The following is a 25,111-nucleotide window of genomic DNA, read 5'->3' as shown; positions in this document are numbered from 1 at the left end:
TGAATTCACGGAGTTACCCCGCTTAATCCGGTTCCCTTCGGGGCGGAAATAAGTTGCGTTCCTCTCGCCCGCAAGGCGGCCCTCCAGCTTCTGCACCCAAGTCTCGCATGCGCGAATCGCATGATGATCGATCATCAGAAATGAATATAAATTCATTCATGTACGTAGGAGTTGCCTTTGGCGGTTAAACGATTGGTCCAATCCCGAGCTGGTGAATACGTTCGCCAGGGAGGCTGCAGGCTGGGGAGCCTCCGATCCAGTCTCGTCTCAGACGGAGCTGACCCCCTCGGTGCAGCGCACACACGCCGGACGTGTGGCGTTCATTACGAGGGTGTAATGAAAATCAGAAATTTCGCATGCGCCTCTGCGCTGCGCGCAACATCACGCAATTCTCGCGAGGAATTTATTGCGGCAAGTTGCCGCGCCCGGAGGAAAGTCATGTCGCAGAGTCCGGCAATGTCGCCGGGCCTGTCCCAAGAACAAGAGAAGGAAGTAACATCATGACGAAGTTACTCGGGGTTATCGCAATTGCCGCCGTCGCATTCGCCGTCGCGCCGGCCGAGGCTGCCAAGCACGCCACGGGTGGTTGCAGCTCGGCCAATCTGGAGAAGACCGAGACTGCGATCGAGAACATGGCCGACGGCGACAGCAAGTTCGTCGCGCAGAAGGAGATCGCGTCGGCTCAGGACTCGCTGCTCAACGGCAAAATGGGTGCGTGCGGCGCGCATCTGAACAAGGCGATGACCGCCACCATGGGCAAGTAAGCGGGCAGGCAAACGCATCAAGAGAGGGCCGGTCGCCTTACGATCGGCCCTACGCGTTTTGTAGTGGGCTAATTAAGGGGCGCGCGCGAGCTGGGCCGCGAAAGAGGCGACAGTCTTTGAATAGACCTCGCTCTTATTCCACTGCTGCAGCACCGCAAAATTCGGAGCGCCGGGCTGCCAGTCCTTGCCCTTCTGCCAGCCATAGCCGGCGAGATAATTGGCGGTCGAGGCGAGCACGTCGGGCGCGTTGTGCAGAAGGTCGCGCTTGCCGTTGCCGTCGAAATCGACGGCATATTTCATCCAGGACGACGGCATGAACTGGGTCTGGCCGAGCTCGCCGGCCCAGGCGCCCTTCATGTCGGCGGGGGCGAGATCGCCGCGCTGGACGATGCGCAGCGCATCCAGCAATTCCGCGCGAAACTGCTCGGAACGGCGACAATCATAAGCTAGCGTCGCCAGCGAGCGGATGGTCGCGAACTTGCCCGTGTTGACGCCGAAATCGGTCTCCAGACCCCAGATCGCGACTAGCACCTCGCCAGGCACGCCATAGGTCTGCTCGATGCGCGAGAGCACCGAGCCGTATTGCTTCATCATATTGGAGCCCCGCGTCATCCGCGGCGGGATCATGCGGCCGGAAAACTCCTCGAAGGTCTGTGTGAAGACCTTTTGCGAGCGGTCGCGGTTGAGCACGCTCTGATCGAGCGTCACGCCGGCGAGTCCGGCGGCGACGGCCTGCTGCGAGACGCCTTTGGCGACGGCGTCGGTTTTGAAGTCCGCAAGCCAGGCGTCGAAATTGCCCGAGCCGCAGGCAACAGCGGCGAGGGCTGGCTGGACTGACAGGATGGATGCGGAGAGGGCGAAGGCTGCAAGAGCGAGACGAGAAATCGTCGGGGTCATCAGATGAAATGGATTCCGTGAAGTGATCTGACCGGCGGGCGCAATTTCGATTGTAACCGCGGCCAAAGCAAGGCGTATGACAGCGCGAACTCCTGCCCAGGCCGAGCCCGGGCAGGATCGCATGTCACGATATCGTCAGCCGTCCGTCCTGTTGCGCCAGGGGAAGAGGTTGGCGGGGAAGTCGGCGGCCGGCTTGCGCGGGCGATGCGGCGGGGGCGGCACCGGACGTGCGCCGGGCTCCGAGACGATCGCCTTGCGGTAGAGGTGCCAGGTCGCATGGCCGAGCAGGGGGATCACCACGGCAAGTCCGAGGAAGGCCGGGATCGTGCCGAGCGCCAGCAGCACTGCGACGATCAGACCCCAGGCCGCCATCGGCACCGGATTCTTCGCGACGACGCGCAGCGACGTCACCATCGCCTCGAACGCGCCGGCATGGCGGTCGAGCATCAACGGGAACGACACGGCGCTGATGCAGAGCGCGGCGAGTGCGAACAGGAAGCCGACGCCGCAGCCGACCACGATCAGCCACCAGCCTTGCTGGGTCGTCAGCACACGCGTCAGGAAATCCGAGATCCCGGTTGCGCCCTCATAGCCGAACGCCGCGACATAGATCGCCTGCGCGGTCGCAACCCAGGTCACGAACAGGGCGAGCAGCAGCGTGCCGAGGCCGAGCATGGCGCCGAAGGAAGGCGAGCGCAGCACCTCCATGGCATCCCAGGCGCTGGCCTCCTCATAGCGCTCGCGCCGGCTGGAGAGCTCGTAGAGACCGAGGGCCGCGAACGGCCCAATCAGCGCGAAGCCCGCGGCCAGCGGAAACAACATTGGCAGCACCGAATAGCCCATCACCACGCGGGCGAGCACGAGGCCCAGCACCGGATAGATCACGCACAGGATGATGGCATGGCTCGGCACCGCCTTGAAATCGTCCCAGCCGCGCCGAAGCGCGTCGTGCAGGTCGGAGAGTTGTATGGTTCGGATCACGGGTCCAGCCGCATCGGCGGTCCGGACCACAGTGGGGACATTGCCCTGGTAGAACGTGGCCATGGTCGCTAGCTCCCTTGCCATGCAGCCGAAGTCGGCGCCGACAACGGCGCAAGCGGCCGCTTTTCTGAGTTTCGCGATTCCGGCCAGACGCGAATTCCGGACGGCATCGCGAGCTGAACGTGAAGCGTACTCCCAATTCCGAGTCCTGTCCCTCACGCTTGGGTGAGATTCGATGCCGCAGCGCAACCGCGATGATGTCATTCGGTCGTCATTTCGCCGCAGATAAGCTGATGCTGCTTGCTGGCTCGCGGAACTTCGCGGGCGCAAGTAACTTCGTCTATAAGAGCCACTCAGGGCCCTTCCAACGGATCCTTTTCGGGGAGCAGATATGAGCATTTTCGGGAAAATCATGGGCGCGATCTTCGGCAGCCATCCAGCTTCCGCCGCGCCCGCAGGCAGCGCACCCGCCAGCGCCGCGCCGGGCGGATCGGCGCCTGCTGCCGCGCCGGCCGCGACAGTGGACGTCGCCGCGATCGTCGACAAGGCGGCGGCCGAGCACAAGGGCGAGAAGCTGGAATGGCGCACCTCGATCGTCGACCTCATGAAGGCGCTCGACATCGACTCCAGTCTCGCGGCGCGCAAGGATCTCGCCAAGGAGCTCGGCTACAGCGGCGACATGAACGACTCGGCCAGCATGAACGTCTGGCTGCACAAGCAGGTGATGTCCAAGCTCGCCGCGAACGGTGGCAAGCTGCCGCCGGAGATCAAGCACTGACCGGTCGCTAGGTCGTTGCCAAGGGCCCGCGCTCTCGCGGGCCCTTTTTGCATTCAGGCGAGGAGATCCGCATCCTCCGGATGCCTGTCGAGATAGTCGACGACGAAGCCGCAGCCGGCGATCACCTTCCTGCCGTCGCGGCGGATCAATTCCAGCGCGCCCTTGACCAGCTCGGAGGCAATGCCGCGGCCGCGGAGTGCGCGCGGCGTCTCGGTATGCGTGATGATCACGGCCGACGGCGTCAGCCGGTAATTGGCGAAGGCGATTTCGCTGCCGACATCGAGCTCGAAGCGACTCCTGTCCTTGTTGTCCCGTACCAGTGCCGCCATGCAAGATCCTTCCGATGCCGCGCCTGTGGCTGCAGTGCGGTATGACAAGTCCCGCTCTGCGAGCATCACGCAGTGACCACAAATAATCCTCGACGTCGCTCTTGCAAGTTCCATGGCAGGTCCCACGTCCTTGACAGGACATACGCCCGAATGCGGCCGGCAGGGTCGCTAGACATTCGGAGTGTCGTGATCGCCAGCCGCAGACGTATGCCTCTGTTGTAGGAGGGTACTATGTCGGACTTTGGTTTCTTCAATACTCATCGAACATGGGAAGACTGGTGCGGGATGCTGCTCGGCGCATTGATCGTCGTTTCGCCGTGGTTTCCCATCCAAGATCGACCAATCGTCGGCCACGAAGTGATGATCCTGAATGCGGTCGCAGTCGGCCTGGTCGTGTTTGGCATCAGCCAGCTCGAATATGTCGCGCTGCAACGCTGGCAGGAGGTGACGACGATCCTGATCGGACTGTGGCTCATCGCTTCGCCTTACGTCATCGGCTATTCCGGTGACGGCTTTGTCCGCATCTATCACACCAGCCTTGGCGCGGTGGTGGTGCTGCTCGGCATACTCCAGCTGTGGCAGGACTGGGACCTCAACGACCAGGACATGCTCAGGCATGGACGATAGGCCGTAGATATCGGCGGGCCCGCCTGGTTACGGGTGGGCCTGCGCGCTCAACTCTTCACCAGATCCGCGTAGGCCGGATGCTTCTCGATCCACGCTTTCACGAACGGACATTCCGGGATCAGCTTCAAGCCGGCCGCGCGGACCTGGTCGAGCGCGCCTTGCACCAGCTTCGAGCCGACGCCCTTGCCGCCGAGTTCTTTCGGCACGTCGGTGTGCTCGAACGTGATGACATTGCCGTCGAGCTTGTAATGCTCGGTCGCAAGATGGCCCTCGACCTCGAGCTCATAACGGTGATGGTCTTTGTTGTTGATGACGTCGCTCATGTCGTCTCCGGTCAGCTCTTCAGCGAGTCCGTCAGCATCTTGCGGATCGACCAGGCTTCGCCGTCGGACGAACCCTTGATGTCGTCGATCCGCCAACGACCAGCCTCGCGCACGAGGTCGTAACGCATGGTCCGGTCGGAGAGTTTCCGATACGAAGGTCAATCGGCCGCTTTGGCCAGCCTGGAATCTTCGGGCTGCGGCTGGGGATGCAGGCAGCCCTGGCAAATGACCAGGGAGCGGTTGACCCTGGCATCCTGCTCGGCCTCGATCCCGTCCTGCGCCTTCCACCATTCCTTCGAATAGGGCGTAAGCCCGGCCTGCGATCTGCTGCGCTCGGACCCGGCCGCGGTCCGCCTCGGTCCGGACGCCGCACGCGGCTGATTGGGATCCTCGCCCGCGCCATCCCAGGCATAGCGCGCCGGTTTGAAGGCGGGATCGGAAGTCAGATGCGCTTGTGGCCCCATCGCACATCCGGCGAGCGCCAGCGACAACAGGAGGAGGGCGGGCGCTTTGACCATGACGGGACACTCTGTACGCGAGAACTGACGAACGTTGCGCCGATCATGTTTAAAATTCCCTGAACGCTTTGGGCTGGAGCGGCGACCAACGCGCATGCGCTATCTGATCCTCCTGCTCACTCTCATCGCCGCCGGTGCGCGCGCCGACGACGCCAAGCCGTTCAATCCCTCCGACTATCCGCCCGGCGTGCAGGGGGCGCTGCGCCATGCCGTCGAGGAATGTGAGAGCCAGGACGGGGGTGCGGTGACATTCGCGCCTGATACGATGCGCAGGATCGACCTCACCGGGGACGGCCGCGACGACTACATCCTCGATTTTCAGAACACCAAATGCGGTGATCGCGAGACGACCTATTGCGGAACCGGCGGCTGCGTCCTCAACATCCTGGTGACGCTGCCGGATGGCAATGTGCGTCAGGTGTTCGACGGCTATGTCCTCCGCTATAAGGTCATGGCCGCGCCGATGAAGCGCGGCGCCGCGCACAGCGTCCGCTTCGATCTGCATGGCAGCTTCTGCGGCGGCTTTGGTCCGCAGACCTGCGTCAAGCAGAAGGCGATCACGGTGACGCCGTTTGCGTTCAAGCAGCCGTAGGGGAGCCGTGCATCCGGCGGCCTTGCGGGGGCGCTGGCGATGGCGATAAATGGGCTGCAATGAGCGGGTGGCTCGCACGCCGTCCGCACTCGAAGAGGAAGCCCGATGCCGCTCCTGCGCATGTCCCGCCGCGTCATGAATCTCGCTTACATGCTGACCCAGAATGCGCGGCGGCATGGGGCGCGTCCCGGCTTCGTCTGGGGTGACAGATCCTGGACCTGGCGCGAGATCGATGCGCAGGTCTCGGCCCTGGCCGCCGCGCTCGCCGCGCGTGGCATCGCCAAGGGCGACCGCATCCTCGTCCATTCCAAGAATGGCGACGAGATGTTTGTCTCGATGTTCGCCGCGTTCCGGCTCGGGGCCGTCTGGGTCCCCACCAATTTCCGCCTGATGCCCGATGAGGTCACCTATCTTGCACAGGCCTCCGGCGCGAAGGCGTTTCTGTGCCATGTCGACTTTCCCGAGCACGCCGCGGCCGTGGCCGGCGGTGCGCTGGAATTCACCTGGAGCATCGACGGCAAGGCCGCGTTCGGTGAGCGCTCGGTGGCGGACGCCATCGCCTCGCAGGCAGGTCAATTGGTCGAGAATGTCGCTGTCGAGCACGACGATCCCTGCTGGTTCTTCTTCACATCGGGCACCACCGGCCGTTCCAAGGCCGCGGTGCTGACCCACGGCCAGATGGGCTTTGTCGTCACCAATCATCTCGCCGATCTGACCCCCGGGGTGACGGAGACGGATGCCTCGCTGGTGGTGGCGCCGTTGTCGCATGGCGCCGGCGTGCATCAGCTGGTGCAGACCGCGCGCGGCGTCTGCACCGTGCTGCTGCCGACCGAGAAATTCGACATCAACGAAGCGTTCCGCCTGATCGAGGCCCATCGGGTCGCCAATCTCTTCACAGTGCCGACGATCCTGAAGATGATGGTGGAGCATCCCGCCGTCGACAAATACGATCATTCCTCGCTGCGCCACGTGATCTATGCCGGCGCGCCGATGTATCGCGAGGACCAGAAGGCCGCGCTGAAGAAGCTCGGCAAGGTCATCGTGCAGTATTTTGGCCTCGGCGAGGTCACCGGCAACATCACGGTGCTGCCGGCGGCGCTGCATGATCCCGAGGATGGCCCCTATGCGAAGATCGGCACTTGCGGCTTCGAGCGCACGGCTATGCAGGTCTCGATCCAGGACGACGAGGGCCGCGAGCTCGCCGCCAACCAGAGCGGCGAGATCTGCGTGATCGGGCCTGCCGTACTTGCCGGCTATTACGATAACCCCGAGGCCAATGCGAAGGCGTTCCGCAACGGCTGGTTCCGCACCGGCGATCTCGGCCACATGGACGAGGAGGGCTTCGTCTACATCACGGGGCGCGCCTCCGACATGTACATCTCCGGCGGTTCCAACATCTATCCGCGCGAGATCGAGGAGAAGATTTTGACCCATCCCGCGGTCGGCGAAGTGGCCGTGCTCGGCGTGCCCGATGCGACCTGGGGCGAGGTCGGCGTCGCCGTCTGCGTTGCGCGCGAGGGCGAGACGCCCGTGAGTGAAGCGGAGATGGCGGCGTTCCTGTTGCCGAAAGTGCCGCGTTACAAGATGCCGAAGCGCTTCTTCTTCTGGGACGCGCTGCCGAAATCCGGCTACGGCAAGGTGCCGAAGCGCATGGTGCGCGACGAGCTCGAGGCGCGCGGGCTGCTCGATCTCGACAAGACGAAGGCGGGCTGAGCGTAGGTGATGCGGAGTATCAAGCAGCCAGGCGCACCCGTTGCAGAGCGCATCCAATGGGTGGAGGCGAGGGGGCGCGCCTTCGCGTTCACGCTCGAAGCAGGCGTCCCATTGCTGGAGGCCGCGCGCCGCGGTTTTGCCGCAGAGGGATTTGCCGGCGGCGTGCTGAGCTTCGGCCGCGGGGCGCTCGGGCCGTTTGCCTATGTGATGCCGGCGCTGTCGAAGACCGGCGAGAATGCCGCGTTCTACAGCGACACGTATCGGCCCGAAGGCATCACGCGCGCGAAGCTCGGCAGCATGACGCTCGGCATGCGCGACGGCGCGCCATTCTTTCATTGCCACGGACTGTGGACGGAGGCGGACGGCAAGGCGAGCGGCGGCCACATGATGCCGGACGAGACCGTTGTCGCCGAACCGTTCGAGGTCGAGGCCTTCGGCATCGATGGTGCGATGTTCACTGCGGAGCCTGATCCGGAGACCAACTTCAAGCTGTTCGGGCCGGTATCGGCTGCGAGCACCGGCGCGCGCACGACCAGCCGCGCCTTCGCGCTGCGGCTGCGGCCCAACCAGGATTTTGCCTTCTGCCTCGAAGCGTTCTGCCGTGCGCACGGCATCGCGCGCGCGAAGATTCATGGCGGCGTCGGCTCGACCATCGGCGCGCGCTTCATCCATGGCGGTGCGACCGAGCCGTTTGCCACGGAGCTGGCGATAACGGCAGGGACGATCGCGCCCGGTCCGTCCGGTGCTTTGGAAGCCACGCTCGAGGTTGCGCTGATCGACTACACCGGCGGTATTGCGGAGGGGCGTCTGATCCGCGGCGATAATCCCGTGCTTATGACCATGGAGCTGGTGCTCGAAGTACTGGGCTAATATCGGCGAGCGATCATCGTAGCTTGGCAATGGCCAGGTACGTCGCGTCACTTATTCCCGAACCCGATCCCTGAAAGAGGTTGAGCAAGGGAGATTGAACCTGACCGCTGGTCTGGTTGTTCTTGACGTCATACATGGCGGAGAAACGGTTCAACAGTTTGGCAACCTTCGTGGGATCGGACAGATCCTTGATCTTCATGAATTTGTCGACGAACTTGGCCTGTTGATCGATCGGCATTGCCGCCATCGAGTCGGGCAGATTGAAGGTGGTCCTGAACACTTCCGAGAGAGCCTTGTCGGCAAGGATGTCGTAGGCGGACGTGATGTCTCCCGCCTTTCGCTGGAAATAGAGCGCGAGGCGCACGCCGGGATTCGTATCCCCCTGCTGCTGCTCCAGGCTTTGCTGGAGATAGTTCGCCTGTGTGTCCCGGAATTGGTCTTGCTTCTGAGGACCCATCAACGGGAGACGCGCGACGTTGCCCTTGCTGTCGAAGTTGAACGACGCCGCGATTTCGGCAAAGCGCGGATCGCTCTCGGTGTTGGCGAAGCTCTTTGGATTATTCAGATCGGACGCGAAGATCTTCTTGAGATAGTCGGTACTGACCTTCTTGGGATCCAATCCCTTGGCGACGAGAATGAAATCGACCATCTGCCGGTTCGCAAGCAGCTCGGAAACGCTGTCGATTCCCGCGACCACTTCCTGATAAGACGTCGCGTCCTTCTGGGCCTGTGCCCGAACTGCCTTCTGCTGCTCAGGGCTTGCCTGTCTCAGCGCTGCGATGACGTAGTCCTTCGCGAGCTGGAGGACTTTGGCCGGGTCCTGCGCGACCAGGGGCGTCGTCAGATTGCCCTTGGCATCGAAGTTGAAGGCCCGTGCGAGCTCGACGTATCGTTCGTCCTTGAGGGTATGGACGAAGCTCTTGGGATCGCTGAGGTCGCTTTCGAGGACGGCCTTGATGGTGTCCTGCGAGACCTCTTTCGGATCGAGGCCGACCGCGCCGAGCGCAAAATCATACACGGCCGGCGTCGATACGAACGCCTGGATGGAATTGACCTTGAGGATGGCGTTTCTGAATTGCGTGATTGCCAGCGCTTCGCTCAGCGGGCTTGCCGCTGCATAGACGGCGGACTTGCTGTCGTCGAACCGCTTTGCCGTGAGCGTGACGTTTGCAGCGGTCTGTGCAGGCACACCCGACGGAAGCGAGCCATCAGACGAAAATTCGAATGCGCCGGCCAAGTCTACGAACTCGCCGATCGTCGAGATCTGGTCGTTGAGGCTGGCGACGCTCTTCGTGTACGATTCCAGGTGATATTTTTCGACCAGGATCTGGACCTGCAACTGGCTCACATTGGCGCCCGGTTGCGAGAGTTGGGCCGTGTAGTCTGCGATCTTCGTCTTGGTGGCGCTCACGTCCGACTGGGCTTGAGCAAGCTGGGTGTTGAGGCCGGTCAACTGAGACGCGAAGGTTGTGTTGACGTAGCTGTTTGGATCGGATGGATCGCTGCGCAGGACCTGGCTTATCGTGTCGCGCGGCCACTTGCTTTGATCGATTCCGAATGCCGAATAGACGTAGTTGCGAAGGCGGTCGTCGTTCAGGATCTGGTCTGCGCTGCCGATCTTGCCGATTTGGGCGCTGTAATATGCCGAGTCGTTGGCAAGTGCATCGACCTGGCTCTTCTTGGTCGCCGTGTACAGACCGATCATCTCATCGGTCTGGTTTTCCGATTGCGCAACCGGCGTTCCCGTACCATTGAAGGAAAATGCCGCGGCAAACTCCCGGTAGCGCTTGTCGACCAGCTTGTTGACGAAGCTGTTTGAGTCGTTGAGGTCGCTTTCCAGCACCTTTTTCATGAAGGCCTTGGCATACGCCATGTCTTCCAGGCCATATGCCTTCGTTGCATAGTGATAGAGGCGATAATCCTTCATGAATTCATCGACGGTCTTCACCTTGCCGATGTGAGCCTTGTAATAGGCGGCCTCCCGCGCCACGTCCGGCTGCTGCTCGACCCGGGTGAGGGACTGCTTGAGATTGCGCGTGATGTAGCTGTAGCTGAAATAGGTCGTCACCATCGCGGCATTCCTCGCGGCGTTACGGTCCCGGACGTCCGGCAATCATTGCGGGGTCGCGAGGTGGGAACTGGCCTCATGCCAGCAAACTGACTCGTAGCTGGGTTTTCTTAAGTTGCAGCCGGCCGGCGGATGCCGGGTTTGTTTCAATTTGTTTCCGTCTGTTTCCCTCATGCAGCTTTCGCGGAGGTTGTGTTCCTGATATGTTCCAATCCGGAGATCGGTTGGAATGAGTTGGAAGCCGGGCATGAGCCGAAGAAGCGGGCGAACCATCAAGCTGCCGGCGCCGTATCTGAAGCGCGTCTGGCTCGATCCATCGCAAGTTCGGGATCGCGAGGCCCATCCGTTTTGCCTGCCGATCTTCCCGGATGATTTCGAGCTCCATTTCGATATCCCGATCACGATCATCGTCGGAGAGAACGGCACCGGGAAGTCGACCATCCTCGAGGGCATCGCAGCGCTCGCCAGCCATGACGATGCCGGCGGCGGCAAGGGTTACATGCCGGTCGACCATTCCGAGGCGCGCGAGAGCATGGGCGGCCAACTCTCCAGGGCGCTGCGCGCAAGCTGGCTGCCGAAGATCACCAATGGCTGGTTCTTCCGCGCCGAGAGTTTTTTCTCGGTGGCGCGATACCTGGACAAGGCCGCGCGTGATGCCGGCCAGGTCGGCCCTGATTTCCTGTCGCACTCCCACGGCGAAGGCTTCCTGCGCTTTTTCGAGGAGCGCTGCCAGCGCCAGAGCATCTTCATCTTTGACGAGCCGGAATCGGCGCTGTCGTCGGCGCGTCCGATCGAATTCCTGAAGCTGCTGCGACGCATGGAGGATTCCCGCATCTGCCAGGTCATCATGGCAACCCATGCGCCGATGCTGATGGCGTATCCGAATGCGCGGCTGTTGCGGCTCGGCAAATACGGCCTCGAACCGGTGACGGTGGAGGAGACGGATCATTTTCGGGTGATGCGGGAGTTTTGCGATGATCCCCGCGGCTTCGTCGAGGCAACGCTGGGTGAGTGATGAGCGCGGTTGGCTAGCATGCGCGGCTTCTCGTTCTCGCGGCATATCGCGCCCGAGCTTTGCGTTAATCGCCGCCCTCGAAAAGCGCCGAGGGCGCAGGGAAGGCCGGGTGCCGGCTGGCACCCACGGTCCACTGTGCGGAAGGTGGCTACAAAAATCTGCACAGCGGCATACAGGTGAAGCCAAACATCCGGCCTTCCCTGCGCAGTGGTTTGACGGCTTATGCCGTGCTCTCCCCGGGGAGCGATGCACTATTGCCCCCGTCGCCTTGCCGATAGCTGATGCGCGGACCCGGTCGGGCCGCGACATCACCGCAACACTTGACGCACAGACCCCGGGCGTCAGGACCACACGATTTTGCCGTACGCGGGCTGCACCGGTCGTGTGCGCGCAGGCCGTTGCTCACGGAGTGACCCGCCCTGCAAACCACCTTCGCGCCGACGCCGCCCGCGTCCACCACGTCCCATCCCGCGTTCGTGACGATCGCGATCCGCCCCTCGGCCCGGGTTAGGGTGATTTTCTATACGATAATCCGAAATACGGATAAAGAGAAATATTTTCACGTGGCGTGATTGACCCTCCCGTTGGGTGTTTTGCCCGTCTACCTGCGCAAGGGGTTGTGGGTGGCGCCGGCGCTCCGCCGCAACGGCGCCACGAACGGGTCTCCCCTCGGCCGCAAAATGCGCTACCATGATCCCAGCGCGCCTCAAGTCGCGCACGATCAACTGGACGTATGAGGAAACGAGATGAGGGTGACGATTGGACGGCGCACGGTGCTGGTGGCGGCGCTGACGGCCGCGGGCGCGGCGGCTTTGACGGCGGCGTTTGCGCCGGTTTGGGCGCATGGGCCGACCCGGCAGAAGGTGCGCGAATCCATCGAGATCAATGCGCCGCCGGCCAAGGTGTGGGCAGCGATCGGCAATTTCCAGGACATGGGCTGGCTGCCGCCGGTGACCAAGACCGAGGGCGAGAAGGGCAACGAGATCGGCGCCACGCGCAAGCTGACCCTGACGGGCGGAGCGACCGTCGACGAGGAGCTCTACAAGTTCGACGCCGCCGCCATGACCTATTCCTACCGCATCACCACCGTCGACGTGAAGGTGCTGCCGGTGACCAACTATTCCTCGACGCTGACGGTGACGCCGAGTGCCGACGGCAAGGGCTCGACGCTGGAATGGGCGGGCGCGTTCTACCGCGGCTTTCCCAACAACGATCCGCCGCCGGAGCTGAGCGATGAGGCCGCCAAGACGGCGGTGAGCGGGCTGTACAAGGCCGGTCTCGAAGCGCTGAAGAAGAAGATCGAGAGCGGAAGCTGACCGTGCGGGTGCTGGGCTTGCCGGCGCTGGCCCTGGCGGCGCTCGCCGCCAGCCTTTGCGCTGCGGGTCTCGACAGCTCGGCAGCCGAAGAGGCGTTCGTCACCAACCAGCTCAGCGACGATCTGATGGTGGTGGATCTCGCCACGTCGCGCAGCGTTGCGACCATTCCGATCGGCGGCAAGCCGGCCGGCGTGGCCGTCAGCGCGGATGGGCGCTTTGCCTATGTGACGAGCCCCGATGCCAAGACGGTGACGGTGGTGGACGCCGCAACGCGCCAGGTTGCCGGCCGCATCGAGGTCGGCGGCGGGCCGCTCGGCATTGCGGTGTCGCCCGATGGCAAGACGGTCTATGTCGCCGACTGGTATGCGGCGGCGGTGCGGGTGATCGATGCGGGGAGCCGCAGCGTCACGGCCAGCATCGCCGTCGGCGCTTCGCCGTCGGGGCTGGCGGTGACGCCTGACGGCAAGCTGCTGCTCTCGGCGGACCGCGACGACGACAGCGTCTCGGTGGTGGATACCGCGACGCGCGAGCGCAAGGCGATCATCAAGGTCGGCACGCGTCCCTTCGGCGTCACCATCGATGCCGAGGGCAGGCGCGCCTACACCGCCAATGTCGGCTCCGACGACGTCTCCGTGATCGACATCGCGGCAGGCCGGGAGATCGGCCGCGTGCCGGTCGGCATGCGCCCCTATGCGGTGGCGCTGACGCTGGGCCGCGGCTTCGTCACCGATCAGTATGGCGGCACCGTCAGTGTGTTCGACCTGGCGAGCCTGAAGCCGATCAAGCGCATCAATGTCGGCGACTATCCCGAAGGCATTGCCGCGACCGCGGATGGCAAGCGTATCATCGTCGCCTGCTGGGAGAGCAACACGCTCGATATCATCGATGCCATCGAGCTGAAGGTCGTGGGCGAGATCAAGACCGGCGACGGCCCGCGCGCGTTCGGGGCGTTTTTGCGGAAGACCGAGTAGGGGTGGGTCGGATGTTCTCGTAGCCCGCACGGGCGACATGTCCGCCGTAGCTCGAAGAGCGGAGGCGGGAGCGACATGCGGGTCAGACCCACTCTCATCCACCGGCGTTCCCGGATATCGCGTGGCTCATCCGGGCCACGACACTGGGGCACAGCACATCGGTGATCTCGTCCATCCGCTCAAAGGCGTGGTCCGGCCCCAGCGCCCGCAGCGCTGCCGGCGCCGCATAGCCCCAGCACACCGCACCGCAAGCAATGCCCACCGCGCGCGCCGCTTCGATGTCGCGGACCTCGTCGCCGATCGCGATGACCTCGCCCGGCGCGACGCCCGCGCGCCGGATGACCCGGCGGAATTTTGCGGCCTTGCCGAACAGCGATGCCGCGCAGTCGAAATGCGCGAACAGCGCGGCGGCCTCGCCGAGCTTCTCGCGCGCATTGGCTTCGCTGTCGGAGGTCACCAGCGCGAGCTGCACGCCGCTTTCGTTGAGCGTCTGCAGCATCGCCTCGACGCCGGCAAACAGCGAGATCTCGCTAGCTGCCTCCGCCTTCAGCCGCCGCGCATGCCGCGCGATCGCCGGCAGCTTCCACATGGGCACCTCGAGCCGGGCGAGGATTTCACGGGACGAAGCATGCCGCAGCCCCTCGATGTCCTCATTCGCGACGCGGCGAAAGCCGAAGCGGTCGGCGACATCGTTGATGGTGCGCAGGAACCACGGAAAGCTGTCGGCCAGCGTGCCGTCGAGATCGAAAATGGCGAGGGCGTAGGGCATGGAGAGGACGTTACACCGTCAGGATTTCCAAACGGTCTCCTCGGTCCATCCGAGATCGGCGAACTCGCCAGCACGAAGCGGAGCTTCTCCCTCGGCGAAGAACTCATCGAGCTGAGGCGGCGCGACGTTCGTTTCGGACAGCATCGCGTGCGCCTGACCGCGGTGATGGATCTGATGCTGAAACAGATGCATCAGCAGCCGGTCGTGGCGTTCGGTCTGGACGCTGGTGTCGCGGCTGATCCGGACGAAGCCGTCAAGACGTTCAGGCGTCAGCGCATCGCAGATGGCGAGCAGGCGCTTGTCCATTGCGGCCTGGGCCGGCTTCAGCTCCGAAAGTGAGGGGTACGGCACCTCGTTCTCCCAGGCGCGTGGCCCGAGCCAGCCACCCTCGAGCGCATCGATGTAGAAGAGGTCGATGACGTAGATGTGGTTCAGCGTGCGTTGGATGCTCGGAAAGAAGCCGGTCCGCTCGGCTTCGAAATCTGCCTTGCTCAGGGCAGCGCAGGCGGTGAGCAGCCGATGGTTCGCCCAGGCATTATTATGGGCGAACGCACGATAGGTTTGCACAAGTCCAGCAGGCAAAGCTCATTCTCCCTCAGACATGTACGTCGGCGCATTCGTGGTGCCCAGCCTACTCCGCCGCCTCGCTCGTGCTCCGCCGCTTCGGCTTCCTTGCCTTCTTCAGCACCGGCTCCAGAAACTTGCCCGTGTAGCTCCGCGGCGCTTTCGCGATGTCTTCCGGCGGGCCCCAGGCGACGATCTCGCCGCCGCCGTCGCCGCCTTCGGGGCCGAGGTCGATGACCCAGTCGGCGGTCTTGATGACTTCGAGATTGTGCTCGATGACGACGACCGTGTTGCCCTGCGCGACCAGCTCGTGCAGCACCTCCAGCAGCTTCTTGACGTCGTGAAAATGAAGACCGGTGGTCGGCTCGTCCAGGATGTAGAGCGTGCGGCCGGTGGCGCGCTTGGACAGTTCCTTTGCCAGCTTGACGCGCTGGGCTTCGCCGCCGGAGAGCGTCGTGGCCTGCTGGCCGACATGGATGTAGTCGAGGCCGACGCGGTGCAGGGTCTGGAAGGTTTCGCGCACGCGCGGCACCGCCTTGAAGAATTCGGCGGCTTCTTCCACGGTCATGTCGAGCACGTCGGCGATGCTCTTGCCCTTGAACAGGACTTCGAGCGTCTCGCGGTTGTAGCGCTTGCCCTTACAGACGTCGCAGGTGACGTAGACGTCGGGCAAGAAGTGCATCTCGATCTTGATGACGCCGTCGCCCTGGCAGGCCTCGCAGCGGCCGCCCTTGACGTTGAAGGAGAAGCGGCCGGGCTCGTAGCCGCGCGCCTTTGCCTCGGGGAGGCCCGCGAACCATTCGCGGATCGGCGTGAAGGCGCCGGTGTAGGTCGCGGGGTTCGAGCGCGGCGTACGGCCGATTGGCGACTGGTCGATGTCGATGATCTTGTCGATGTGCTCGAGGCCCTCGATGCGGTCGTGGGGAGCTGCGCCCTCGCTGGCATTGTTCAGCTTGCGGGCAATGGCGCGGTAGAGCGTATCGATCAGCAGCGTCGACTTGCCGCCGCCGGAGACGCCGGTGACGCAGGTGAACAGGCCGAGCGGAATTTCAGCGGTGACGTTCTTGAGGTTATTGCCGCGCGCGTTCACCACCTTGATGGTGCGGCGATGGTTCGGCGGACGCCGCTCCGGCACCTCGACCTCGAGCTCGCCGGTCAGGTACTTGCCGGTCAGCGATTTCGGGTTGCGCATGATCTCGGCGGGCGTGCCTTCGGCGACGATGTTGCCGCCATGCATGCCGGCGCCGGGGCCGATGTCGAGCACGTAGTCGGCGAGCAGGATCGCGTCCTCGTCATGCTCGACCACGATCACGGTGTTGCCGAGGTCGCGCAGCCGCTTGAGGGTGTCGAGCAGGCGGGCGTTGTCGCGCTGGTGCAGGCCGATCGACGGCTCGTCCAGCACGTAGAGCACGCCGGTCAGTCCCGAGCCGATCTGCGAGGCCAGGCGGATGCGCTGGCTCTCGCCGCCGGACAGCGTGCCGGAGGAACGGGACAGCGTGAGGTAGTTGAGGCCGACATCGAGCAGGAAGGTGAGGCGCTCGCGGATCTCCTTCAGGATGCGGCCGGCGATCTCGTTCTGCTGCGCGTTCAGCGCATCAGGCACGGTCTCGAACCATTCGCCGGCCTTCCTGACCGATAGCTCCGAGATCTCGCCGATATGCTTGGTGCCGATCTTGACGCAGAGCGCCTCGGGCTTCAGCCGGAAACCGTTACAGCCTCCACACGGCACGTCGTGGAAATATTTCGCCAGCTCCTCGCGCGCCCACTCGCTCTCGGTCTCGCGATAGCGGCGGTTGATGTTGGTGATGACGCCCTCGAACGGCTTCTTGGTGTCGTAGGAGCGAACGCCGTCCTCGTAGGAGAACTTGATCTCGTCCTCGCCGGAGCCATGGAGGATCGCGTCTTTCGTCTTCTTGGGCAGATCCTTCCATTTGGTGGTCAGCGTGAACTTGTAGTGCTTGCCGAGCGCAGTCAGCGTCTGAATGTAATAGGGCGACGACGATTTGGCCCAGGGCGCGATCGCGCCCTTGCCGATGGCGAGCTCCTTGTCGGGAATGACGAGGTCCTCGTCGACATGCTGCTCGACGCCGAGGCCGCCGCAGGCGGGGCAGGCGCCATAGGGATTGTTGAAGGAGAACAGTCGCGGCTCGATCTCCGGAATGGTGAAGCCCGAGACCGGGCAGGCGAATTTTTCCGAGAACAGGATGCGCTCGGGCCCGCTCTTGTCGTGGATCTTCGCGGTCTTCTTTTTCTCTTCCGCGGGAGCTGCCGCCGGCGCGTCGGCGAACTCGACGACGGCGAGGCCTTCGGCCAGCTTCAGCGCGGTCTCAAAACTTTCGGCGAGGCGCTGGCCGATGTCGGCGCGCACCACGATGCGGTCGACCACGACGTCGATGTCGTGCGGGAATTTCTTGTCGAGCGTGGGGGCTTCCGCGAGCTCATGGAAGGTGCCGTCGATCTTGACGCGCTGAAAGCCCTTCTTGAGCCATTCGGCGAGCTCCTTGCGGTACTCGCCCTTGCGGCCGCGCACGACCGGCGCGAGCAGATAGAGGCGGGTGCCTTCGGGCAGCGCCAGCACCCGGTCGACCATCTGCGAGACGGTCTGGCTCTCGATCGGCAGTCCCGTGGCCGGCGAATAGGGCACGCCGACGCGCGCCCAGAGCAGGCGCATGTAGTCGTAGATCTCGGTGACGGTGCCGACGGTCGAGCGCGGATTCTTCGAGGTCGTCTTCTGCTCGATCGATATCGCCGGCGACAGGCCGTCGATCTGGTCGACGTCGGGCTTCTGCATCATCTCCAGGAACTGGCGCGCATAGGCCGACAGCGATTCGACGTAGCGGCGCTGGCCTTCGGCATAAATCGTGTCGAAGGCGAGCGAGGATTTGCCGGAGCCGGACAGTCCCGTGAACACCACGAGCTTGTCGCGGGGAATCTCGACATCGACGTTCTTGAGGTTGTGCTCGCGCGCGCCACGGATCGTAATTGCGCGCAGGTGTGATCCCGCGTTCTGTTGTTGGCGCTTCGCCTTGATCACTTCATCCATCCGAGTTGCCCTCAAGCAATCCCAAAGGTGCGTGATCGCGCCAGTGTAAAAGGCGCGCTTCGCCCGGAACCGGGATCGGCGCCGATGGGGTTGTCAGCGAACGTAGGAAGAACGGAGACGGATTTCCAGTGGGACTTGCGAATCGTCAACGGATTGTTGGCGCGCTGGCGGCATCTGGCAGGAGCAGGGCATCTGGAACTGTGCGGGAACGTGCCCGTCAAACAAAAAGGCCGGCACAAGGCCGGCCTTTCGTAACGCGGATGGCGTTGGAGGCGAAGCTCAGTACTTCGCGACCACCGGGCCCCCGAAGTGATAGTTCACGCCGACCTGCACGGTGTGAAACTCGAGCGTGCCGGTGGGCAGGGCGCCCGAGAAGTAGGTCTCGCCGCCGAGGCTGCGGAAGAGGTACTCGCCCTTGACCGACCACTGCGGCGCGAAGAACGCTTCGACGCCCGCACCGACGGTCCAGCCGGAGTGCCACTTGCTGTCGGAGATGGTCACGCCGAGCGCGGAGGCGCTGAGCTTGTTGTCGATCCAGGCGTAACCGCCGGTGCCGTAGAACAGGACGTTGTTGACGGCGTAGCCGATGCGGCCGCGCACGGTGCCCATTGCATCGGTCTTCGAGCTCAGCGTGGCGGTGGCAACACCGAAGCCGGGAACGATGACGGGGCCGGTGACCGAGGCGCTGACGTCAGCCCAAGCGCCATCGGCTTCGATGCCGAACACGACATTGCCGGTCTGCCAGTTGTAGCCGGCGGTGCCACCGACGAAGCCGCCCTTCATCTTCGGGTCGGTCGAGGAATTTTCCCAGGCGCCGCCGCCGACGATACCGAGGTAGAAGCCGGTCCAGTTGTAGACCGAGGCAACAGCCACCGGAGCCTTGGTGTAGGGGCGAGCTGCCAGATCAGCGGCCGAAGCCGGAGCAGCGAGTGCGAACAAACAGGCCGAAGCCAACAAAACCTTTTTCATTTCAACCTAATCCCAGTCCCGGTTTCTGTTTCTGCCTTCCTTAAGCTTGGAAGGACATCGGACGCTGTGGTCCAACTGCTGACGGTCTACACCATTGAAGCCGCAAGTTGTGTCTCCGAAAAGCCACAACATTCACAAAACGTCACAATCGCTGACTGATTGTTTCCTTCGCTCACAGACAGCAGAAAGGCCGGCACGAGGCCGGCCTTTCGTCACAAAAAGACTATGCTTGCGATCAGTACCTGGCGATCGCCGGGCCGCCCCAACGGTAGTTCAACCGGATGAGGGCGAGATCGACGTCCTGACGGACGCGTTCGGTCTGAACGAAGGCTCCGCCAAGGGTGAAGTCGACGTTTCGAGTGCCGAGGAAGATGTGATCGTACTCGAAGCCCACCGACCAGTTCGGGGCGAAGCCAAATTCGACCCCCGCGCCGACCGTTCCGCCCCAGCGTGTTCCGTCGGCCGAACCGAAGATCGTGCCAGCACCCACAAAGCCCGGCGCGACGATGAGGTCGTATCTGTCGTCCACCACGGCGCCGCCGCCCTTTACGTAGACCAAAACGTTATTCCAGGCATAACCGATCTGACCGGTAATCAAGCCGAAGGCATCGACCCGCGTACGGTTCTGCTGACCTGGCGCGGTCGGGCTGATGTTTCTTCCACTGAAGTCAGCCCAGTTGCCCTGGCCTTCCACGCCAAACACCCAATTGGCCGACTGCCAGCGATAGCCGACCTGACCACCGACTGTGCCGCCCGTTGCGTTATGGCAGCCGTCATCGATCAGCGTACCGGTGACTGGGGTCACGAAGTCCCAGCAATTGCGGCTGGAGCCCCAGCCCCCGTTGATGCCGATGTAGAAGCCGCTCCAATCGTAGATCGCGGCAACCATCGGCGGCGGAGCCTTGGTGTAGGGACGCGCGGCCATGTCCGCCGCGCTCGCGGGAGCCGACAGGCCCAACGCCACTGCACCGATTGCACCGATCAGGATCTTGTTCATTGCCAGTCTCCCCAGGTTCATCCGCTTCTGGAAATCCCCGAAGCGGTTTGATTAGACGCGACGCCCAAATGAATTAATTCCGAGGCGAGCGTAGTCCGAATCGATGGGGAGAGTCCGTCTCCGAAATGCCACACTTCCTTGGCTGCGGAGGCGTTACTAACTTGATGAATGTTAAGTTGTTTTTCTCGTTTGCGGGCGTATGGAAAGGTTCCATCCGGCACGTGTCCTTCTGCCGCCCCTTGGCCGATCGGCCCCCCCCACATTCGGCGTCGTGATTCACAAAGAACAAATCTGGAACGAACCGATGGTCGATGCTATATGTGGGGATAACCCGAGGGGGGACGGGCTGATCGGCGCCCGCAAGTGTCCGGCGAGCGTATAGGGTCGCCTCAACAGGGGCGCGGCGGAACGCGGGGAGCGGACCGGCCTTCTTGATTCAATGGCATTCGGAGTGGAGAGCGGCGATGGCGGGAAGCGTCAACAAGGTCATTCTGGTTGGAAATCTCGGCAAGGATCCTGAAATCCGCCGCACCCAGGACGGGCGGCCGATCGCGAATCTGAGCATCGCCACCTCCGAGACCTGGCGTGACAAGAACAGCGGCGAGCGCAAGGAAAAGACCGAGTGGCATCGCGTCGTGATCTTCAATGAAGGGCTCTGCAAGGTCGCCGAGCAGTATCTGAAGAAGGGCGCGAAGGTTTACATCGAGGGCGCGCTCCAGACCCGCAAATGGACTGATCAGAGCGGCGTCGAGAAGTATTCGACCGAGGTCGTGCTGCAGGGCTTCAACTCGACCCTGACCATGCTCGACGGTCGTGGCGGCGGCGGTGGAGGCGGCAGCTTCGGCGACGAGCCGGGCGGCGATTTCGGCTCCTCGGGTCCGGTCAGCAGCGCGCCGCGTCGTCCGGTTGCCGCCGGCGGCGGTGGCCGCAACAGCGACATGGACGACGATATCCCGTTCTAAGGTCTGGAAACGGTCGACCCGGGTCGGGACAGGAAGCGGCCGACCCGGCTTTCGAGCATCCGGACCAAGGCAGGATCCATGAATTCGTAGTCGTCCGGAATGTCGAGGCAGATGACCCGCTTGCCATTCAGGCTGGAGCGGAATTTCCGGTTCAGCTTGTTACGGTGCGCCTTCTCCATGACGAAGATGATGTCGGCCCATTCGATCTGTTCGGAGGACAACAACACCTCCGCGCCGTTCGCGATGCCGGCCGAATCGGTCTCGATCCCCGGCCAGCTCGAAAAGATCTGCTCGGCAGTTGGGCTGCGGAGGCGGTTGGCGCTGCAGACAAACAGGACGTTGGTCACTTGACCGCTCCAGGGCGACGACCCGGGAATAGTGGTTTTCGACGCCGGGTTCCAGACATCCCCAGCTACGTGCGCACCTTCCGATAGGCGATGGACCCTGCGGCATCTCGTTCTGCGGCCGGGCCGCCAGACGCTACCGCGCGGAATCGGCTTGCTCGCGTGAAACGACAGGATTTCTTACCAATTAGCGGCTAAACCTCAGCTTTTCCGGGCTTGCCTAATCCCTTGCGTGAGCCTTTGACGATGCTCGATGTGAATGATATTAACTTGATGTTAATCCTATTCACATGGTCGGTTCCTGCCGGCCGGAGGGCCGCATGAGCCTCGCGCCGCTGCTTGACGCCGCTCCGGCGATCCCGCTGCATGCCTTCGCGGCGATGGCGGCCTTCGTGCTGGGACTCGTGCAATTCGCGGCCCCCAAGGGCACGCTGCCGCACCGGACGATCGGCTGGATCTGGGTGGCGCTGATGGCCATGGTGGCCGCATCCTCGTTCTGGATTCACCAGATCCGCCTGGTTGGGCCATTCAGCCCGATCCATCTGTTGTCGATCTTCACACTGGTGGTGCTGCCGCTCGCGGTGTGGCGCGCGCACGTCCATCGCGTGGCCGATCACCGGCGGATGATGATCTTGCTGTTCGCCGGCGCACTGGTGGTGGCGGGGCTGTTCACACTGGTGCCCGGGCGCATCATGCACCGAGTGATTTTCGGGGCCTGACGGGCTGTTTGCGGCGGCCGATTTCGAGCTTGGTTCCGGTGCCGGCGCGGAATGCGTAAGTCTCTGGAAAAACAGTCGGAAAAAGCCCTTCACAGACCCTTGCGAGGGTGGTTATCAGGGGCTCGATGCGCTATATGATTCCCAGATAAACCTCACCGGATTTCCCCTTGGCTGACGACGACGACAAGCCCGGCGACCAGCCGGCGCAACCCTCGGATATTCGCCCCGTCTCCATCTTCGAGGAGATGAAGAAGTCGTATCTCGACTACGCCATGAGCGTGATCGTGGCGCGCGCGCTGCCCGATGCGCGCGACGGCCTGAAGCCGGTGCACCGCCGCATCCTGTACTCGATGAACGAGCAGGGGCACACGCCCGACAAGAAGTACGTCAAGTCCGCCCGCGTGGTCGGCGACGTCATCGGTAAGTATCATCCGCACGGCGACCAGTCGATCTACGACGCCATGGTCCGCATGGCGCAGGACTTCTCGATGCGCGTGCCGCTGATCGACGGCCAGGGCAATTTCGGCTCGGTCGACGGCGATCCCCCGGCCGCCTATCGTTACACCGAAGCGCGGCTGACGAAGGCGGCGCTGGCTCTGCTGGCCGATATCGACAAGGACACCGTCGACTTCCAGCCGAACTACGACAACAACGAGACCGAACCCTCGGTCCTGCCGGCCAAGTTCCCGAACCTTCTCGTCAACGGCGCCGGCGGCATCGCGGTCGGCATGGCGACCAACATCCCGCCGCATAATCTCGGCGAGGTCATCGACGCATGCGTCGCGTTGATCGACAATCCGGCGCTCACCATCGACGAACTCATCAACATCGTGCCGGGACCGGATTTCCCGACCGGCGGCGTCATTCTCGGGCGGGCGGGCATCCGCGCCGCCTATCACCTCGGCCGCGGCTCGATCGTCATGCGCGGCAAGGTCGCGATCGAGACCATCCGCAAGGAGCGCGAGGCGATCATCATCACCGAGATCCCCTACCAGGTGAACAAGGCGACGATGGTCGAGCGCATCGCCGAGCTGGTGAAGGAAAAGAAGATCGAGGGCATCGGCGATCTGCGCGACGAATCCGACCGCGACGGCTACCGCGTCGTCATCGAGTTGAAGCGCGATGCCGTGCCCGACGTGGTGCTGAACCAGCTGTATCGGTTCACGCCGCTGCAGACGAGTTTTGGCGTCAACATGGTGGCGCTCGACAGCGGCCGTCCGCGGATCATGCATCTGAAGGACCTGCTGGCGATCTTCGTCGACTTCCGCGAGCGGGTCGTCACGCGGCGCACCAAGTACCTGCTGGCCAAGGCGCGCGATCGCGCCCACATCCTGGTCGGTCTGGCGATCGCGGTTGCCAATATCGATGAGATGATCCGCGTCATCCGGACCTCGCCCGATCCGACCACCGCGCGCGACACCCTGATGTCGCGCGACTGGCCGGCCCGGGACGTCGAGGACATGCTGACGCTGATCGACGATCCGCGCCACCGCATCAGCGAGGACGGCACGATCCGGCTGTCGATGGAGCAGGCGAGGGCCATTCTCGACTTGCGCCTGCAACGCCTCACGGCACTCGGCCGTGACGAAATCCGCGAAGAGCTCGACAAGCTCGCCGGTGAGATCGCTGACTATCTCGACATCCTGCGCTCGCGCGCCCGCGTGCTGGGCATCATCAAGACCGAGCTCGCCGAGGTGAAGGCCGAGTTCGCGACCCCGCGCCGCACCGTGATCATCGAGCAGGAAGGCGAGGTCGAGGACGAGGACCTGATCCAGCGCGAGGACATGGTCGTCACCGTCTCTCACGCCGGCTACGTCAAGCGTGTGCCGCTATCGGCCTACCGGGCGCAGCGTCGCGGCGGCAAGGGCCGCGCCGGCATGCAGACCCGCGACGAGGACTTTGTCAGCCGCCTGTTCGTGGCGTCCACGCATACGCCGGTGCTGTTCTTCTCCTCGCGCGGCCAGGTCTACAAGGAAAAGGTCTGGCGTCTGCCGATGGCCGCGCCGAACGCGCGCGGCAAGGCGATGATCAACATCCTGCCGCTGGAGCAGGGCGAACGCATCACCACCATCATGCCGCTGCCCGAGGATGAATCGACCTGGGCCCAGCTCGACGTGATGTTCGCCACCACGGGCGGCAACGTCCGGCGTAACAAACTGTCCGACTTCGTCGACGTGCGCCGCTCCGGCATCATCGCGATGAAGCTCGACGACGGCGAGGCGATCGTCGACGTTCAGATCTGCACCGAGCGCGACGACGTGCTTTTGACCGGCGCCGCCGGCCAGTGCATCCGCTTCCCCGTCACCGACGTGCGCGTGTTCACCGGGCGCACCTCGATGGGTGTGCGTGGCATTGCGCTTGGCGCGGGCGACAAGGTGATCTCGCTGGCGATCCTGCGCCACGTCGAGACCTCATCGGACGAGCGCTCGGCCTACCTGAAGATGCGCCGCGCGGTGGCCGGCGAGGCTGCGGCTGAAGAGGCTCCGGCGGATGCGGAGGCCGAGGAGACCTCAGGCAGCTTCCAGCTTCCGCAGGAGCGCTATGTCGAGATGTCGGCGGCCGAGCAAGTCGTGCTCACCGTCTCCGTCAACGGCTACGGCAAGCGGACCTCGTCCTACGAGTACCGCACCACGGGCCGCGGCGGCAAAGGCATCGTCGCCATGAGCGTCAACAACCGCAACGGCAACCTGGTGGCGTCGTTCCCGGTCGAGGACGCCGACCAGATCATGCTGGTCACCGACAAGGGCCAGCTGATCCGCTGCCCGGTCGAAGGCATCCGCATCGCCGGCCGCTCGACGCAAGGCGTGATCGTGTTCGACACCGCCGAGGACGAGCATGTGGTGTCGGTCGAGCACATCACGGAAGAGGCCGAGAGCGGCAACGGGGCGAATGGGGAGTAGCCAGTAGCCCGGATGGAGCAAACGGTCGGTGCGAAGCGCCGACCGATGCCGCAATCCGGGGCGCATATTGCGACCACGGGTG

24 protein-coding genes and 1 pseudogene are annotated in these 25,111 nt (G+C 63.6%); 12 read left to right on the top strand and 13 right to left on the bottom strand.

The features are described 5' to 3' along the window. The first annotated feature begins 500 nt into the window (after positions 1-500). The gene (locus I3J27_RS20010) at positions 501-764 is read left to right on the top strand and encodes a hypothetical protein (RefSeq protein WP_270160160.1); all 264 of its coding nucleotides are present in this window, start codon (positions 501-503) and stop codon (positions 762-764) included. Positions 765-836: 72 nt separating this feature from the next. Here I3J27_RS20010 and I3J27_RS20005 read toward each other — a convergent pair whose 3' ends face one another. Then, complete coding sequence (locus I3J27_RS20005; protein WP_270160159.1) at positions 837-1,661, bottom strand: lytic murein transglycosylase; 825 nt, start codon at positions 1,659-1,661, stop codon at positions 837-839. A gap of 135 nt (positions 1,662-1,796) precedes the next feature. Further along, complete coding sequence (locus I3J27_RS20000; RefSeq protein WP_270160157.1) at positions 1,797-2,705, bottom strand: DUF2189 domain-containing protein; 909 nt, start codon at positions 2,703-2,705, stop codon at positions 1,797-1,799. A gap of 328 nt (positions 2,706-3,033) precedes the next feature. Between I3J27_RS20000 and I3J27_RS19995 the strand changes: the two genes are divergently transcribed. After that, a complete protein-coding gene (locus I3J27_RS19995) occupies positions 3,034-3,420 on the top strand; it encodes a DUF3597 domain-containing protein (RefSeq protein WP_270160156.1) in 387 nt (128 codons plus the stop codon). 53 nt (positions 3,421-3,473) lie between these two features. On the opposite strand, the gene I3J27_RS19990 is transcribed toward I3J27_RS19995, so the two are convergent. After that, positions 3,474-3,749, bottom strand: coding sequence for a GNAT family N-acetyltransferase (locus tag I3J27_RS19990; RefSeq protein ID WP_270160155.1), 276 nt, complete (start codon positions 3,747-3,749; stop codon positions 3,474-3,476). 231 nt (positions 3,750-3,980) lie between these two features. Here I3J27_RS19990 and I3J27_RS19985 point away from each other — a divergent pair, with 231 nt between their 5' ends. Next, positions 3,981-4,376: an SPW repeat protein gene (locus I3J27_RS19985; protein WP_270160154.1), complete on the top strand. Its 396-nt coding sequence runs from the start codon at positions 3,981-3,983 to the stop codon at positions 4,374-4,376. Between the two features lie 47 nt (positions 4,377-4,423). Here I3J27_RS19985 and I3J27_RS19980 read toward each other — a convergent pair whose 3' ends face one another. The 3 genes and pseudogenes from I3J27_RS19980 to I3J27_RS19975 all read right to left on the bottom strand — a co-directional run bounded on the left by I3J27_RS19980 (position 4,424) and on the right by I3J27_RS19975 (position 5,217). Then, positions 4,424-4,699, bottom strand: a complete 276-nt coding sequence (locus I3J27_RS19980; protein ID WP_270160153.1) for a GNAT family N-acetyltransferase — start codon at positions 4,697-4,699, stop codon at positions 4,424-4,426. Positions 4,700-4,710: 11 nt separating this feature from the next. Further along, positions 4,711-4,830: pseudogene (locus I3J27_RS39100) on the bottom strand (DUF3828 domain-containing protein); the annotation flags it as partial. Positions 4,831-4,857: 27 nt separating this feature from the next. Next, the gene (locus I3J27_RS19975) at positions 4,858-5,217 is read right to left on the bottom strand and encodes a hypothetical protein (RefSeq protein ID WP_270160151.1); all 360 of its coding nucleotides are present in this window, start codon (positions 5,215-5,217) and stop codon (positions 4,858-4,860) included. Between the two features lie 94 nt (positions 5,218-5,311). On the opposite strand from I3J27_RS19975, the gene I3J27_RS19970 reads away from it, so the two are divergent. The 3 genes from I3J27_RS19970 (at position 5,312) to I3J27_RS19960 (ending at position 8,392) form a co-directional block, all read left to right on the top strand. Further along, positions 5,312-5,809, top strand: a complete 498-nt coding sequence (locus tag I3J27_RS19970; protein ID WP_270160149.1) for a hypothetical protein — start codon at positions 5,312-5,314, stop codon at positions 5,807-5,809. A 105-nt stretch (positions 5,810-5,914) separates the two neighbouring features. Beyond that, positions 5,915-7,522, top strand: coding sequence for an acyl-CoA synthetase (locus tag I3J27_RS19965; protein WP_270160148.1), 1,608 nt, complete (start codon positions 5,915-5,917; stop codon positions 7,520-7,522). Positions 7,523-7,531: 9 nt separating this feature from the next. Continuing rightward, entirely contained in the window at positions 7,532-8,392 is an 861-nt protein-coding gene (locus tag I3J27_RS19960) for a PCC domain-containing protein (RefSeq protein ID WP_270160147.1), read from the top strand. Positions 8,393-8,405: 13 nt separating this feature from the next. On the opposite strand, the gene I3J27_RS19955 is transcribed toward I3J27_RS19960, so the two are convergent. Next, a complete protein-coding gene (locus tag I3J27_RS19955; RefSeq protein ID WP_270160146.1) occupies positions 8,406-10,463 on the bottom strand; it encodes a DUF1217 domain-containing protein in 2,058 nt (685 codons plus the stop codon). 244 nt (positions 10,464-10,707) lie between these two features. On the opposite strand from I3J27_RS19955, the gene I3J27_RS19950 reads away from it, so the two are divergent. The 3 genes from I3J27_RS19950 (at position 10,708) to I3J27_RS19940 (ending at position 13,762) form a co-directional block, all read left to right on the top strand. Then, positions 10,708-11,475 carry an AAA family ATPase gene (locus I3J27_RS19950; protein WP_270160145.1) on the top strand — a complete coding sequence of 256 codons (768 nt, stop codon included), beginning with the start codon at positions 10,708-10,710 and terminating at the stop codon, positions 11,473-11,475. Between the two features lie 746 nt (positions 11,476-12,221). After that, positions 12,222-12,791 (top strand): SRPBCC family protein, encoded by a 570-nt coding sequence (locus I3J27_RS19945; protein WP_270160144.1) that lies wholly within the window; start codon positions 12,222-12,224, stop codon positions 12,789-12,791. A 17-nt stretch (positions 12,792-12,808) separates the two neighbouring features. Next, positions 12,809-13,762 (top strand): YVTN family beta-propeller repeat protein, encoded by a 954-nt coding sequence (locus I3J27_RS19940; protein WP_270172846.1) that lies wholly within the window; start codon positions 12,809-12,811, stop codon positions 13,760-13,762. 94 nt (positions 13,763-13,856) lie between these two features. Here the strand turns inward: I3J27_RS19940 and I3J27_RS19935 are convergent, their stop codons facing one another. The 5 genes from I3J27_RS19935 to I3J27_RS19915 all read right to left on the bottom strand — a co-directional run bounded on the left by I3J27_RS19935 (position 13,857) and on the right by I3J27_RS19915 (position 20,104). Next, positions 13,857-14,531 (bottom strand): HAD family hydrolase, encoded by a 675-nt coding sequence (locus I3J27_RS19935; RefSeq protein ID WP_270160143.1) that lies wholly within the window; start codon positions 14,529-14,531, stop codon positions 13,857-13,859. 18 nt (positions 14,532-14,549) lie between these two features. Next, a complete protein-coding gene (locus I3J27_RS19930) occupies positions 14,550-15,113 on the bottom strand; it encodes a DinB family protein (RefSeq protein ID WP_270160142.1) in 564 nt (187 codons plus the stop codon). 49 nt (positions 15,114-15,162) lie between these two features. Next, positions 15,163-18,138 (bottom strand): excinuclease ABC subunit UvrA, encoded by a 2,976-nt coding sequence (gene uvrA / locus I3J27_RS19925; RefSeq protein WP_270160141.1) that lies wholly within the window; start codon positions 18,136-18,138, stop codon positions 15,163-15,165. Between the two features lie 279 nt (positions 18,139-18,417). Then, positions 18,418-19,107, bottom strand: a complete 690-nt coding sequence (locus I3J27_RS19920; RefSeq protein WP_270160140.1) for an outer membrane protein — start codon at positions 19,105-19,107, stop codon at positions 18,418-18,420. Positions 19,108-19,342: 235 nt separating this feature from the next. Continuing rightward, the gene (locus I3J27_RS19915; protein WP_270160139.1) at positions 19,343-20,104 is read right to left on the bottom strand and encodes an outer membrane protein; all 762 of its coding nucleotides are present in this window, start codon (positions 20,102-20,104) and stop codon (positions 19,343-19,345) included. Positions 20,105-20,568: 464 nt separating this feature from the next. On the opposite strand from I3J27_RS19915, the gene I3J27_RS19910 reads away from it, so the two are divergent. Continuing rightward, complete coding sequence (locus I3J27_RS19910; RefSeq protein WP_018317913.1) at positions 20,569-21,066, top strand: single-stranded DNA-binding protein; 498 nt, start codon at positions 20,569-20,571, stop codon at positions 21,064-21,066. Here the strand turns inward: I3J27_RS19910 and I3J27_RS19905 are convergent. Beyond that, positions 21,063-21,413: a low molecular weight protein tyrosine phosphatase family protein gene (locus I3J27_RS19905; RefSeq protein ID WP_270160138.1), complete on the bottom strand. Its 351-nt coding sequence runs from the start codon at positions 21,411-21,413 to the stop codon at positions 21,063-21,065. The genes I3J27_RS19910 and I3J27_RS19905 overlap by 4 nt on opposite strands. A 317-nt stretch (positions 21,414-21,730) precedes the next feature. Here I3J27_RS19905 and I3J27_RS19900 point away from each other — a divergent pair, with 317 nt between their 5' ends. Together I3J27_RS19900 and gyrA are read left to right on the top strand one after the other, a co-directional pair. Next, positions 21,731-22,129: a DUF2306 domain-containing protein gene (locus I3J27_RS19900; protein WP_270160137.1), complete on the top strand. Its 399-nt coding sequence runs from the start codon at positions 21,731-21,733 to the stop codon at positions 22,127-22,129. Positions 22,130-22,296: 167 nt separating this feature from the next. Then, positions 22,297-25,029, top strand: a complete 2,733-nt coding sequence (gyrA, locus tag I3J27_RS19895; RefSeq protein ID WP_270160136.1) for a DNA gyrase subunit A — start codon at positions 22,297-22,299, stop codon at positions 25,027-25,029. Positions 25,030-25,111: the final 82 nt, after the last annotated feature.

This window comes from Bradyrhizobium xenonodulans, from assembly GCF_027594865.1.
GTDB classification, from domain to species: domain Bacteria; phylum Pseudomonadota; class Alphaproteobacteria; order Rhizobiales; family Xanthobacteraceae; genus Bradyrhizobium; species Bradyrhizobium xenonodulans.
The sequence above is the reverse complement of the archived record's forward strand: the minus strand, read 5'-3'. Positions and strand labels throughout refer to the sequence as shown.